Origin of the sequence: Pectobacterium fontis, assembly GCF_000803215.1 — a bacterium.
GTDB lineage: Bacteria > Pseudomonadota > Gammaproteobacteria > Enterobacterales > Enterobacteriaceae > Pectobacterium > Pectobacterium fontis.
On the sequence record NZ_JSXC01000014.1, the window covers coordinates 90,941 to 103,946 of the forward strand.

Genomic DNA, 13,006 nt, shown 5'->3' on the forward strand with positions numbered 1-13,006 from the left:
ATGCTGTGCTGCTATTCCTCATCATAGGCTATCATTCACATCACGATCTTGTGCTAGTCGGCCTGTTTATCGGATACAGAGTAAAAATCGGGATTGTGTCTGGCATCTTGCTTATCGCAGGAGAGCGGTTATTATGCTCGCCAGCCAAATTTGTCAGGAGAGCGAATTATGCCATCTTTCGATATTGTTTCGGAAATTGATATGCAGGAAGTCCGTAACGCGGTGGAAAATGCCACGCGTGAGCTGAGCACCCGCTGGGATTTTCGTAATGTTCCGGCCAGCTTTGAACTGAATGAGAAATCGCAAAGTATTAAAGCGTCCAGCGAGTCTGATTTTCAGGTACAGCAACTGATTGATATCATGCGTGAAAAATTGCTGAAGCGCGGGATTGAAGGCGGTGCGCTAGAGGTGCCGGAAGAGATAGAACACAGCGGTAAAACCTACAGCGTGGAAGCCAAGCTGAAGCAGGGGATTGAAGCCACGCAGGCGAAAAAAATCATCAAGCTGATCAAAGACAGCAAGCTGAAAGTGCAGGCGCAGATTCAGGGTGAACAGGTTCGCGTTACTGGGAAATCACGCGATGATTTACAGGGTGTAATGGCGCTGATTCGCGGTGGCAATCTGGGGCAGCCGTTCCAGTTTACCAACTTCCGCGATTGATGCTTTTTGTCATGCGCTCGTGACAGAAAGGCCAGCGAAAGCTGGCCTTTTGCTTATTAGCCTGACACCGCTTCCTCGGGAAGGGAAGTCGTCAGGCCTGACCCGCTAATTGTTCTAACTGTTGCCGATTGGTCTTTTTGTTGTCGATCTTCACATAGGCGCTGTATTCATCCGGCACGATAACCACTTCAGCCACGCCGGGCTGAGTGCGAATCTTCTGTTCCAGCTCACTATCCTGCAATGCGACATCAGACAATGCGATTCTCAAACTGCTGAGATACGGTGGTTCCTGCATCGTGACACTGACCACTAGCCAGAGGGTCGCAACGGCGGCCCCCGTCATAAACACCGCAGAAGCGCCATAAAGCTCAAACAGCCCGCCACCGAGGCTACCGCCAATGGCTACACCGATAAACTGTGTGGTGGAGTAAACGCCCATCGCTGTGCCTTTGTATCCGGCGGGAGATTCCTTACTAATCAGCGAGGGCAACAGGGCTTCCATGACGTTGAAAGCCAGGAAGAACAGTTGTACGCCGACAATAATTTGCCAGAGATGATTACCTGCCGCCCATAAGACAATCTCGGCGGCGATCAGCACCACGATGCAGCCGACGAAAACCTGCTTCATCCGCCTTTTCACTTCGGCATAAATAATAAAAGGTACAACGCCGACAAAAGAGATCAGCATGGTGACCAGATAGACTTTCCAGTGGTCCTGCGCTGGTAATCCCACGGACTCCATGACGCGGGGTAGGGCAACGAAGCTCGACATCAATAAAATATGCAGGCACATGATGCCGATATTCAGTTTCAGCAGGCGGCTATTGCCAAGTACTTTACGGAAACTGCCGCGCACCATCGCCGACTCTCGATTCAGAACGTGTGCAGGTGCGGAAGGAATCAGAGTCAGGGTGATGACAATACCTGCGAGTGACAGCAGGGTGATGCCCCAGAAAAGCGCCTGTAACCCAAAAGCGTGGGTAACGATCGGGCCAACGACCATCGCGATAGCAAAAGTGACGCCGAAACTTACGCCGATAAATGCCATGGCTTTGGTTCGATTCTGTTCACGCGTCAGATCGGAAAGCAGTGCCATCACGGCGGCAGAAATCGCGCCAGCGCCTTGCAATGCCCGGCCGAGGATAATGCCCCAGATGGAATCGCTCAGTGCGGCGATGACGCTGCCGAGTGCAAAAATCAACAATCCCCCAACGATCAGGGGTTTTCTGCCGATACGATCGGAGACCAGACCGAAGGGGATCTGGAAGATTGCCTGCATCAAACCATAAATGCCAATCGCAATACCGATCAGCGCTTCACTGGCACCCTGTAAGGCCATGCCGTATGTGGTGAGAACAGGCAACACCATGAACATGCCAAGCATGCGCAGCGAAAATACGGCTCCCAGGCCCCATGTGGCGCGTAATTCGCCTGGGGTCATTTTATTATCGTTCATTCGTACCTCTGAAAATAATTGGCACTATTTTAGAGCGTTATTGACCAGACAGTAAACGATAGGTTTGTTACGTGATTTAGCAGAGGGATAAGTAGGGGAGGGGGGAATAAAAACAGGTGGGTGAACCACCTGTTTTTTGATGCGCAATTTGCGATTAACGCAGGTAGGTCAGCATAATTTCATGCGCGGGAGCCATGGAGTCCACAGACATCATGACGCTCAATGACGTAATCGCGACGATAGAGAAAACAAACAGCTTTCTTGCCCATACGCGGTCATCAATCGCATTTTTATAGCCTGAAAGCGCCATACCCAGCCACCACACGCTAACGGCGGCGGCAACGACCAGATATTTGTAGCCCGCATAACCGCCGAGAGACAGCATCAGTGTTGCGACCGCAAACGCGACGATATACAGCGTGATGTGGTTTTTGGCCACGGAGATGCCTTTCACAACGGGCAGTACCGGGATATTGGCTGCCTGATAATCCTTGAAGCGGAAAATCGCGATCGCGTAGGAATGCGGCATCTGCCACAGGCTAAAGATCAGCAGCAGTATCAACGCGCCAGCGTCGAACTGGTTGCTGACGGCGCAGTAACCGATAACCGGTGGTGCCGCGCCAGACAGGCTGCCAATCAACGTGCCATAAACCGAATGTCGTTTCATATACAGGCTATATACGCCGACATACACGACGAAGCCCATCACCGCCAGCCACATGGCCAGCGGGTTGGCCGCAATGTACAGCAGAGCAAAGCCCGCAATACCTAACAGCGATGCATAAACCAGCGTTACCTTCAGCGAAATCAGTCCTTTTACCAGAACCCGATTTTTGGTTCTCTCCATCTTCTTGTCGATGTCGCGGTCAATGACATTGTTAAACACGCAGCCAGAGGCAACGACTAACGACACCCCCACAAGGGTGGCGAGAAACAGGGGATAATCAATGCGGCCTTGGGCCGCAAGGAGAAATCCACCGATAACGGAAATCAGATTTCCGAAAATAATTCCTGGTTTAGTAACTTGCAGGTATTGCTTAATCATCTTTTACGGCTCGGTTACTGGATCATCATATTGTGGTGTGCGCTCATCATAATCCAGATGGAACCCACGACGACAATAGCGATAATCAGGACGGCAAACACAAGAGCCACCACGTTCCAGCGCTCTTCTGAGGACGTATTCAGGTGCAGGAAGTACACCAGATGCACCAGAATTTGAACCACTGCACATCCCACTACAGTGAAGAGAATGGCGTTATGCGAGGCAGTGCCACTCATGACCATACTGAAAGGAATCACTGTCAAAATGACCGACAGCACAAAACCTATCACATATGACTTCACGCTACCGTGGCTGGCACCTGCATGATCGGTTGTTGAATGACTCATTACATCGCCCCCAGCAGATAAACAACGGTGAAGACACAGATCCATACCACATCAAGGAAGTGCCAGAACAAACTCAGGCACATCAGACGCGTTTTATTGGTTGCAGTCAGGCCACGTTTGGACACCTGAATCATCATGATGGCCAACCAGATCAGACCCCCCGTTACGTGCAAGCCGTGCGTGCCGACCAGCGCGAAGAAGGCAGAGAGAAACGCACTGCGATCCGGGCCGTAACCTTCCGCGATCAGGTGATGGAATTCATAGATTTCCATTCCAATAAACACCAGACCAAACAGGAAAGTGATTCCCAGCCAGGCATTGACCTGACATTTCTTACCTTTGTTCATGGCGATCATCGCCATGCCATAGGTAATACTACTGAACAGCAGCGCAAAGGTTTCTACCAACACGAAGGGCAGTTCAAAAATGTCCTTCCCACTTGGGCCACCAGCAGTACCGTTAACCAGTACCGCATACGTTGCGAACAGTGACCCGAAAATGATCAGGTCGCTCATCAGGTAGATCCAGAAGCCAAATACCTTGGTCGCACCTGTGTCGTGGTGCCCATGCTCGGCATGGGCAGTATTGTGGTTAGTCAGAGTTTCAGTTGACATTTTTCACGCCTGCCTTACTGAGTTGATCAAAATTCTGATTCTCAATTTGCTCAATTTCTTTAACCGGCACGTAGTAGTCCACGTCTTGATTAAAGCTATGCACAATCCAGGTCACAATCATGCCTGCGAAGCCGATGATGGCCAGCCACCAGATATGCCAGATCATGGCAAAACCGAATACCAGGCTGAATGCGGAGATAATCACACCTGCGCCAGTGTTTTTCGGCATGTGAATCTCTTCATAGCTCGCCGGACGCTTGTAAGCCTCGCCTTTCTCTTTTGCTTCCCAGAACGCATCACGCTCGCTGATGTGCGGCACGATAGCGAAGTTGTAGAACGGTGCAGGAGAAGAGGTTGCCCACTCCAGCGTACGTCCACCCCACGGGTCGCCCGTCAGATCGCGGTTCAGGTGACGGTCACGGATACTGACGTAGAACTGGATCAACTGACACAGCACGCCCATGCCGATTAATACCGCACCGATAGATGCCACGACCAGTAAGGCGTGGAATTCAGGGTTGATTTGCTGGCTCAGACGACGTGTCATTCCCATGAAACCGAGGATGTACAACGGCATGAAAGCAACGAAGAAGCCGATAATCCAGAACCAGAACGCACGTTTGCCCCAGGTTTCGTTCAGGGTGAAACCAAAGGCTTTCGGGAACCAGTAAGTAATACCCGCGAAGCAACCAAACACTACGCCGCCGATGATCACGTTATGGAAGTGAGCAATCAGGAACAGGCTGTTGTGCAGGACAAAGTTCGCGCCCGGTACGGCCAGCAGAACCCCGGTCATCCCACCGATGGTGAAGGTGATGATGAAGCCTGTGGTCCACAGCATCGTGGAATGGGGCTGAATACGGCCTTGATACATGGTGAACAGCCAGTTGAAGATTTTAACCCCGGTCGGGATTGAAATAATCATAGTGGCGATACCAAAGAAGGCGTTGACGTTTGCGCCGGACCCCATCGTAAAGAAGTGGTGTAGCCAAACGATGAACGACAGAACCGTAATCGCGATAGTTGCCCACACCAGTGACGTGTAGCCAAACAACCGTTTTTTACAGAAAGTGGCAACCACTTCGGAGTAAACACCGAATATTGGCAGCACCAGAATGTAAACCTCAGGATGACCCCATGCCCAAATCAGGTTGATGTACATCATCATGTTGCCACCCATATCATTGGTAAAGAAATGGGTGCCGAGGTAACGGTCGAGCGTCAGCAGCGCGATGGTTACGGTCAATATTGGGAATGCGGCGATGATCAGCACGTTGGTACACAGCGCTGTCCAGGTAAATACCGGCATTTTCATCAGCGTCATGCCCGGTGCGCGCATCTTCAGAATCGTTGCGAAGAAGTTAACCCCTGTCAGCGTAGTACCGACACCGGATATCTGTAGACTCCATATCCAGTAATCGACCCCGACGCCGGGACTGTACTCCTTTCCTGAAAGCGGTGGATACGCTACCCAACCCGTCTGTGCGAATTCACCGACCCCCAGCGAGAGGTTGATCAAGACGACACCGACCACAAACAGCCAGAAGCTGAGGGAGTTCAGGAAGGGGAAGGCAACGTCACGCGCACCGATCTGCAAGGGAACCGCAAGGTTCATCAAGCCAACAACGAACGGGGTCGCTACGAAGAAGATCATGATAACGCCATGGGCGGTAAAAATCTGATCGTAGTGGTGAGCATTGAGGAAGCCTTCTTGCCCGGCAGAGGCAAGAACCTGCTGACCGCGCATCATGATGGCATCGGCGAAACCGCGGATCATCATCACCAAACCGACGATGATGTACATGATACCGATTTTCTTGTGGTCGACAGAGGTGAACCATTCGGCCCACAGCCATTTCCACTTACCGAAATAGGTTATTGCCGCCAGCAGCCCAAGGCCGCCAACGATGATCGCCGCCACGGTGACCATAATAATGGGTTCGTGGTACGGAACCGCATCGAGTGTAAGTTTTCCGAACATCGTATTATCCCTCGGCTCCTTTGTGCGAGCCATGCTCGCCCATGTTCATACCCTCACCATGTTGCATGTTTTCGTCGTGCTTCATGCCTTCACCGTGATGTTGCATGTTCATGTCGTTGCCTGTGAATTTGCGAATAATATTATTGAACAAATCTGGCTGGACACTGGAGAAGTATTCGACAGGATGGAATTCGCTTGGCTTAGCCAACGTATTGAATTCACCCATAGTATTGAGTGTTTTGGCGGACGCACGAACGTTCGCAACCCACTGGTCGAACTCTTGCTGAGTCGGTGTGGCTATCGCGGTGAACTTCATGCCAGAGAAGCCTTTACCGCTGTAGCCGCCAGAGATGCCGTCATACTTGCCCGGTTCATTGGCGATTAAGTGGAGCTTCGTCTGCATTCCTGCCATGGCGTAAATCTGTCCACCAAGACGAGGGATGAAGAAGGAGTTCATCACGGAGTCGGAGGTAATCTTGAAGGCAACAGGCACGTTGGCTGGGAAAGCCAATTCGTTAACCGTTGCGATACCAAGATCCGGGTAAACAAACAGCCATTTCCAGTCAAGCGAAACCACTTCGACATTGATAGGCTTGACGTCGGATTCCAATGGCTTATAAGGATCAAGCGAGTGGGTCGTCTTCCAGGTAATGGTGCCGAGAATAACGATAATGATAATTGGCACAGTCCAGACTACCGCTTCTATCTTATTGGAATGTGACCAATTCGGGGTATATTTTGCCTTTTCATTGGAAGCACGGAACTTCCAGGCAAAAGCTATCGTCATAACGATAACGGGAATCACAACGATCAACATCAGCCCAATGGCAGTCAGTATTAGCGATCTTTGTTCTAACCCGATCTCTCCTTTGGGGTTCATCAGCGCCATATCGCAGCCACTCAGCAGAGCAGTAGCAGCAAATAAAGACAGCATCCCAAAAATTTTATTGTGTTTCCTGAGTCTCATCTAGCGACCTCAATAACAAGGGCTTTATTGTCATTTTACGCGAGCGGGCATTTTACGGGAAGGTTACTGCACTGTAAACATGATTAGGGTTATGTCAGCCGATTGTTGCTGCGTTTTGCCCTTAATGTCACAAAGATAGCCAAAATAAAAATGGTTTTTAAAAACAGCAAATTAAGTGGCTACTCAGATGAAAGTATGGATGGATAATAAGAAATTACAACGTGATGTAACGCTTATTTTCTATTTTTAGTTTGGTAAAATGAGTTTTGATGGGATTTCACATGGAAATAAAATTCTCTCTAGCAAGATAATTATGAGAAAAATAATTAAATAAAGGAAAAGACTAATAGGTTCAGGCAGCAAATGAGTGCTACCTGAACGAATATCGTCAGTGCGTGGACAGTGTAGATGCGCGCCGGAGCGACAAATAATCCAGCAAGCTACCGCAGAAAATGCCCAGCAGAGCAAGTGTACAACCTGCGCAGAGCAGGTATTCTGCCAGTAGCGGCAATGATGACCATTTCAGCGCATTGCTGATAAGCAACATGAGCCACAGCGCCAGTAATATTACTCCCAATCCCAGCACACCTAAGGCCTTCTTGTAATAGTTTTGGAAGTTTGTACGCCGCTGAAAGGTGTCGGTTTTCTGGGTAAACTCCAGCGTTTCACGACAAATCATCAGAATTGCCAGACCCGGTAAAGCGGCAAAAATTGAAAACAGATAGAACCATGCCCAACTGTAGGATTCGACAAACCAGCCAGCGATAGGCCCAACGTAAACGCGTCCAACGGCCGACAGCGCGGAAAGCAAGGCAAACTGTGTGGCAGAGAATGATTTATTACACAGCGTCATTAATAGCGCGACGAAGGCTGCCGTCCCCATGCCACCGCAAAGATTTTCGAGGAAAACCGCGCTGGCCATGGTGAACAGATTTTTATCCGTGATAGCCAGCAGCCAGTATCCCGCGTTAGAAACCGCCTGAAAGAGCCCAAACAGCATCAGCGCTCTGAACAACGAGAGGCGCTGCATCAATAATCCGCCGTAAATCGCCCCCACGATGGTGGCGAATAGCCCAAGTGTCTTGTTAACGACCCCGACATCACCGGCATTGAAGCCAACGCCGCGTATCAGAAACGTTGTCGTCAGGCTCATCGCAAAGGCATCGCCGAGTTTGTATAACACGATGAGCAGAAGAATGAGCCAGGCATTGTTGCGTGCGAAAAAATCGCGTAGAGGAGCGACAATGGCTTGCTCCAGGGTACGCGGTGCTGGCTGGCTATTCCGTGGTTCCGGTGCTAACAGGGTGGCGAATACACCAATCAGCATTAATCCTGCCATTAACCAATAGGTTGCCTGCCAGCCGAAATAACGATCGGCCATCCACAGCGCCAGCCCGCCGGAAACCAGCATGGCCACACGGTAGCCTAAGACTGAGGTTGCCGCACCCGTGCCGCGCTCTTCAGGGGGAAGTAAATCCGTCTTATAGGCATCAAAAACAATATCCTGAGAAGCCGAGCAGAACGCGACCAGCACCGCCAGCGCTGCCAGCCACCAGAGATCGCGTGCCGGATTCATAAACCCCATGCCAATGATGGCGGCAATAAGCAGAAGCTGACTAAGAATCAGCCAGCCACGACGCCTGCCAAGAAACGGTGGGGTATAGCGATCCATCAGGGGGGACCAGAGAAACTTGAAGACATAGGCTTGACCAACCAGAGAGAAAAACCCAATGGTTTTCAGATCGACATTCTCGACGGTCATCCAGGCTTGCAAGGTGCCGGATGTCAATGCCAGTGGCAAACCGGAAGCGAAGCCCAGTAACAGCATAAAAAGCGCGTTACGTTGGCTGAATAAAGTAATGATGCGATTAAACATGGAGAGTCCTTTCCCTTGCCCCGTGGATGTTCAGGGGCAAGGGAAGCGGCATACAGAAATTAACGGGCGTTTTCTTTGATAAACGAACTTACGGTCGTATCTTGCGCCATATCGTTGATGACGTCGCTTAACACCGTGTTAACGGCATTAGTAATGTTCTGATTATTCGCGGTGAAAGCCCCTTGCACGTTATAGGTTGAGCGGTAGTTTTTCACCTGCTTGTTGCCATTGGCCGCCTGAGAAATGATGGAGATATCCGCTTTCGTGGTGATGTTGTAGCGCAGGTTACCTTCGGATACATCGGCATACAGGTGGTTAACTACAATCTGTAAGGCGACCGGGCCACCGGTTCCGATCATATAGCCACGCGCAGTCATTTGTTTCTCCAATGCTTCTTGCAACAGGAAACGTAGATCGCGAGAAGGTGTCAGCGTAAGCAGTTGACCATCGCGATTGACTTTCGCTAGCGCCTGATCGGCGCGTTGGTCTGCGCCATTGATGCTAATCGTTACGCCCATCAGGGTTGGATCCTGAGAAGGTACGCTAATTTTTGGGGTGATGTTCAGCGTGTTGCTTTTTGCTGCACATCCTGCAAGCAGAATGACGGCCAGAAGAGGGAAAAATAATTTTTTTAACATTCGTATTTTCTCAGTAATGATTAGTGTGGTGAGCTGACAAATATTGTTGATATCATATCATCGCCACAGGCAGGAAAAAGCTCCGATAGCAGGTAAATTGTCCTGAAATTCATCTTTTTCATGCTTTTGACCTGGAAAAACCGTTTTTATCACATCAAAACGGTTGATGATATACCAACGCGTTACCTACAATTTTTCTTCCTTTGATGCTGTTTTTACGCATAAAAAGTTGAAAGTAATAAGGTTGTGATGGTTCGGGTATCGGTGAATGGCAGTAATGCCGTGTTGATACCAAATTTTTCCCAAGCCGAAAGGGTGACCGTATGATGCGTGAAACGATAGAAGAAAAGCTGCGTGTGGGTTTTGAACCCGTGCATTTAGAGGTGATTGATGAAAGCTATCGTCACAACGTGCCTGCGGGGGCGGAGAGCCATTTTAAAGTGGTGCTGGTCAGCGATAAGTTCATGGGGGAACGCGTGATTGGGCGACATCGCGCCGTTTATGCTGTACTGGCTGTAGAACTGGCGGGGTCGGTGCATGCGTTAGCGCTGCATACGTATACCGCAACGGAGTGGATCAGTTTGCAAAAAGCCGTACCCGCTTCGCCGCCCTGTGGTGGTGCAGGTATCCTTTCTTAAGTCATTAATCAGGCCCGTTCCTGACATATTTGGGGCGGGTTACAGACAAAAGTGTGAATCCGTTTCTGTAATAGTCTGCCCGCCGTTCTCGACTCATCCCGTCTATACCGCTATAATGCGGCGTCTATTTTTTCCTGAATGTATTCGGGACGCTTCTGACTACAGGGAACGGGGTTGGCAATTTCCCGGTTCTGCGGGGTTTATTTAAGCCTGTGCGCCTTGGTGCCAGCGCTGAGTGAGCCTTGCTGTCGTGAGATTTTTCGTCGCGAGAATAGTTTTGGGGTTGACCGATCACTGTGATTTTTTGAGGTAACAAGATGCAAGTTTCAGTTGAAACCACTCAAGGTCTGGGACGTCGCGTAACGATTACCGTTGCTGCTGACATCATTGAGAGTGCGGTGAAGAGCGAGCTGGTCAACGCGGCCAAAAAAGTACGCATTGACGGTTTTCGTAAAGGCAAAGTGCCGATGAATGTTGTTGCTCAGCGTTATGGTGCCTCTGTGCGTCAGGACGTATTGGGTGACCTGATGCAGCGCAACTTTGTTGACGCTATCATCAAAGAAAAAATTAACCCGGTTGGTGCGCCTAACTACATTCCTGGCGAATACGCTGTAGGCGGTGACTTCACTTACTCTGTTGAGTTTGACGTGTACCCGGAAGTTGAGCTGAAAGGTCTGGATACCATCGAAGTTGAAAAGCCAGTTGTTGAAGTGACTGACGCTGACGTTGATACCATGCTGGAAACGTTGCGTAAGCAACAAGCGACCTGGAAAGAAACTGACCGCGCGGCGGCAGCGGAAGATCGTATCACTATCGATTTCACTGGATCTATCGACGGTGAAGTCTTTGAAGGCGGAAAAGCGTCTGACTTCGTTCTGGCAATGGGTCAGAACCGCATGATCCCAGGTTTTGAAGATGGTGTGGTTGGGCACAAAGCGGGTGAAGAATTCACGATTGATGTGAACTTCCCAGAAGACTACCACGCTGAAAACCTGAAAGGAAAAGCGGCTCAGTTCGCTATCGTCCTGAAGAAAGTGGAAGAGCGTGAACTGCCTGAACTGACTGAAGAATTCATTAAACGTTTCGGCGTGGCTGATGGTTCTCAGGAAGGCCTGCGTGCTGAAGTCCGTAAAAATATGGAACGTGAGCTGAAAGGCGCGGTACGTAACCGTGTGAAAACTCAGGTTCTGGACGGTCTGATCAACGCCAACGAAATCGAAGTACCTGTTGCGCTGATCGATGGCGAAATCGACGTTCTGCGCCGTCAGGCTGCACAGCGTTTTGGCGGCAACGAGAAGCAAGCGCTGGAATTACCGCGTGAACTGTTCGAAGAACAAGCTAAACGCCGCGTTGTTATCGGTCTGTTGCTGGGCGAAGTCATCAGCAGCAATGACCTGAAAGCTGACGAAACCCGCGTTAATGCACTGATCGAAGAGATGGCTTCTGCTTACGAAGATCCACAGGAAGTTATCGAGTTCTACGGCAAAAACAAAGAGCTGCTGAACAACATGCGTAACGTTGCTCTGGAAGAACAAGCAGTAGAAACGGTGCTTGCTAAAGCGAAAGTGGTTGAGAAGTCAGTAAGTTTCAACGAACTGATGAATCAAACGACTACGGCATAAACCTTGTTGATACCAACATTGTTTATTGCATAGCGTGGATGCTTCCCTATTAAAGCCCGTGCCTTATGGCGCGGGCTTTTTACTTATAGCTTTATGTAACCGTAGTCGCCGTGATCATCGTTTCAGTGATCTTCCATCCCCGGTGTTTAATATCTTCGTTCCTATCCGATAGGGCACAGGGAATGGCTGCCTGAAATTACACTATCATCAAGTCAGGCAAAGGGTTAAACCATAGATTTGCTATGCCGATAACGTGTTAATAATAAAATAATTCGCTCTTTAATCGAGAACGATTGATAGTGTAAGCTTGAAAGACAATGCATGTGCCCCCACTCACTGAAGAGGAAAAGCTGGCACATCAGGTAAGGATTCCCGGCTATATGGGTTGTTCAGTGGGTATGGGGTAGGGGTCCATGGTCATGATCCTCTATCTCTAGTAGAATTGAGCAATGCAATAAAAGCGCCGGACGCATTTTATCTAGGAGACGTGAATGTCATACAGTGGCGAACAAGAAAGACAAGCACCTCATATGGCGTTAGTGCCGATGGTGGTTGAACAGACCTCGCGTGGGGAACGTTCTTACGATATCTATTCCCGTCTGCTAAAAGAACGGATAATCTTCCTGACTGGTCAGGTGGAAGATCACATGGCGAACCTGGTTGTGGCACAGATGCTGTTTCTGGAAGCTGAAAACCCGGAAAAAGATATTTATCTGTACATTAACTCTCCAGGTGGCGTCATTACTGCGGGTATGTCCATTTACGACACCATGCAGTTTATCAAGCCAGATGTCAGTACGATCTGTATGGGACAAGCTTGCTCAATGGGCGCGTTCCTGTTGACGGCGGGAGCCAAAGGCAAACGTATTTGCCTGCCGAACTCGCGCGTTATGATTCACCAGCCGTTGGGTGGTTTCCAAGGGCAGGCGACGGATATTGAAATCCACGCCAAAGAAATACTGAAAGTGAAAGCCAAGATGAATGAGCTGATGGCGAAACATACCGGTCAGCCTCTTGAAGCGATAGAGAGAGACACCGAGCGCGATCGTTTCCTCTCTGCCAGTGAGGCAGTAGACTACGGTTTGGTAGACTCCGTATTCACGAACCGTGGGTAATATTCGCCATCGTAGCAGTCTGGTGTAGCTAAGTGTTCGACCGATAG

General features: G+C 49.8%; 12 protein-coding genes. 4 read left to right on the plus strand and 8 right to left on the minus strand.

Annotated elements, in window-relative coordinates; translation table 11 throughout:
• The first annotated feature begins 168 nt into the window (after positions 1-168).
• The gene (locus tag OI69_RS04895; RefSeq protein ID WP_039346813.1) at positions 169-660 is read left to right on the plus strand and encodes a YajQ family cyclic di-GMP-binding protein; all 492 of its coding nucleotides are present in this window, start codon (positions 169-171) and stop codon (positions 658-660) included.
• Between the two features lie 91 nt (positions 661-751).
• Here OI69_RS04895 and OI69_RS04900 read toward each other — a convergent pair whose 3' ends face one another.
• The 8 genes from OI69_RS04900 to OI69_RS04935 form a co-directional block, all read right to left on the minus strand.
• The gene (locus OI69_RS04900) at positions 752-2,116 is read right to left on the minus strand and encodes an MFS transporter (RefSeq protein ID WP_039346815.1); all 1,365 of its coding nucleotides are present in this window, start codon (positions 2,114-2,116) and stop codon (positions 752-754) included.
• A 154-nt stretch (positions 2,117-2,270) separates the two neighbouring features.
• Entirely contained in the window at positions 2,271-3,161 is an 891-nt protein-coding gene (gene cyoE / locus OI69_RS04905) for a heme o synthase (protein WP_039346819.1), read from the minus strand.
• 14 nt (positions 3,162-3,175) lie between these two features.
• Entirely contained in the window at positions 3,176-3,508 is a 333-nt protein-coding gene (locus OI69_RS04910) for a cytochrome o ubiquinol oxidase subunit IV (protein WP_011092734.1), read from the minus strand.
• Positions 3,508-4,122 carry a cytochrome o ubiquinol oxidase subunit III gene (locus tag OI69_RS04915; protein ID WP_039346821.1) on the minus strand — a complete coding sequence of 205 codons (615 nt, stop codon included), beginning with the start codon at positions 4,120-4,122 and terminating at the stop codon, positions 3,508-3,510. The genes OI69_RS04910 and OI69_RS04915 overlap by 1 nt, the downstream gene beginning before the upstream one ends.
• Positions 4,112-6,103: a cytochrome o ubiquinol oxidase subunit I gene (gene cyoB / locus OI69_RS04920; RefSeq protein ID WP_039346823.1), complete on the minus strand. Its 1,992-nt coding sequence runs from the start codon at positions 6,101-6,103 to the stop codon at positions 4,112-4,114. Before cyoB ends, OI69_RS04915 begins: the two co-directional genes overlap by 11 nt.
• Positions 6,104-6,107: 4 nt before the next feature.
• The gene (gene cyoA, locus OI69_RS04925; RefSeq protein ID WP_039346825.1) at positions 6,108-7,070 is read right to left on the minus strand and encodes a cytochrome o ubiquinol oxidase subunit II; all 963 of its coding nucleotides are present in this window, start codon (positions 7,068-7,070) and stop codon (positions 6,108-6,110) included.
• Between the two features lie 388 nt (positions 7,071-7,458).
• Positions 7,459-8,946: a muropeptide MFS transporter AmpG gene (ampG, locus tag OI69_RS04930; protein WP_039346827.1), complete on the minus strand. Its 1,488-nt coding sequence runs from the start codon at positions 8,944-8,946 to the stop codon at positions 7,459-7,461.
• Positions 8,947-9,005: 59 nt separating this feature from the next.
• Positions 9,006-9,584 carry a lipoprotein gene (locus OI69_RS04935; RefSeq protein WP_039346828.1) on the minus strand — a complete coding sequence of 193 codons (579 nt, stop codon included), beginning with the start codon at positions 9,582-9,584 and terminating at the stop codon, positions 9,006-9,008.
• Between the two features lie 323 nt (positions 9,585-9,907).
• Here OI69_RS04935 and bolA point away from each other — a divergent pair, with 323 nt between their 5' ends.
• The 3 genes from bolA to clpP all read left to right on the plus strand — a co-directional run bounded on the left by bolA (position 9,908) and on the right by clpP (position 12,959).
• On the plus strand, positions 9,908-10,222 hold the full coding sequence (gene bolA / locus OI69_RS04940; RefSeq protein ID WP_039346830.1) for a transcriptional regulator BolA: 315 nt from the start codon (positions 9,908-9,910) through the stop codon (positions 10,220-10,222).
• Between the two features lie 317 nt (positions 10,223-10,539).
• Positions 10,540-11,844: a trigger factor gene (tig, locus tag OI69_RS04945; RefSeq protein WP_039346831.1), complete on the plus strand. Its 1,305-nt coding sequence runs from the start codon at positions 10,540-10,542 to the stop codon at positions 11,842-11,844.
• Positions 11,845-12,335: 491 nt separating this feature from the next.
• On the plus strand, positions 12,336-12,959 hold the full coding sequence (clpP, locus tag OI69_RS04950; protein WP_010282141.1) for an ATP-dependent Clp endopeptidase proteolytic subunit ClpP: 624 nt from the start codon (positions 12,336-12,338) through the stop codon (positions 12,957-12,959).
• Positions 12,960-13,006 lie beyond the last annotated feature (47 nt).

What these genes read in the sequence shown, in the direction of transcription:
- OI69_RS04895 (WP_039346813.1), top strand. Translation starts at nt 169, where the DNA reads ATGCCATCTTTCGATATTGTTTCGGAAATTGATATGCAGGAAGTCCGT.
- OI69_RS04900 (WP_039346815.1), bottom strand. Translation starts at nt 2,116, where the DNA reads ATGAACGATAATAAAATGACCCCAGGCGAATTACGCGCCACATGGGGC.
- cyoE (WP_039346819.1), bottom strand. Translation starts at nt 3,161, where the DNA reads ATGATTAAGCAATACCTGCAAGTTACTAAACCAGGAATTATTTTCGGA.
- OI69_RS04910 (WP_011092734.1), bottom strand. Translation starts at nt 3,508, where the DNA reads ATGAGTCATTCAACAACCGATCATGCAGGTGCCAGCCACGGTAGCGTG.
- OI69_RS04915 (WP_039346821.1), bottom strand. Translation starts at nt 4,122, where the DNA reads ATGTCAACTGAAACTCTGACTAACCACAATACTGCCCATGCCGAGCAT.
- cyoB (WP_039346823.1), bottom strand. Translation starts at nt 6,103, where the DNA reads ATGTTCGGAAAACTTACACTCGATGCGGTTCCGTACCACGAACCCATT.
- cyoA (WP_039346825.1), bottom strand. Translation starts at nt 7,070, where the DNA reads ATGAGACTCAGGAAACACAATAAAATTTTTGGGATGCTGTCTTTATTT.
- ampG (WP_039346827.1), bottom strand. Translation starts at nt 8,946, where the DNA reads ATGTTTAATCGCATCATTACTTTATTCAGCCAACGTAACGCGCTTTTT.
- OI69_RS04935 (WP_039346828.1), bottom strand. Translation starts at nt 9,584, where the DNA reads ATGTTAAAAAAATTATTTTTCCCTCTTCTGGCCGTCATTCTGCTTGCA.
- bolA (WP_039346830.1), top strand. Translation starts at nt 9,908, where the DNA reads ATGATGCGTGAAACGATAGAAGAAAAGCTGCGTGTGGGTTTTGAACCC.
- tig (WP_039346831.1), top strand. Translation starts at nt 10,540, where the DNA reads ATGCAAGTTTCAGTTGAAACCACTCAAGGTCTGGGACGTCGCGTAACG.
- clpP (WP_010282141.1), top strand. Translation starts at nt 12,336, where the DNA reads ATGTCATACAGTGGCGAACAAGAAAGACAAGCACCTCATATGGCGTTA.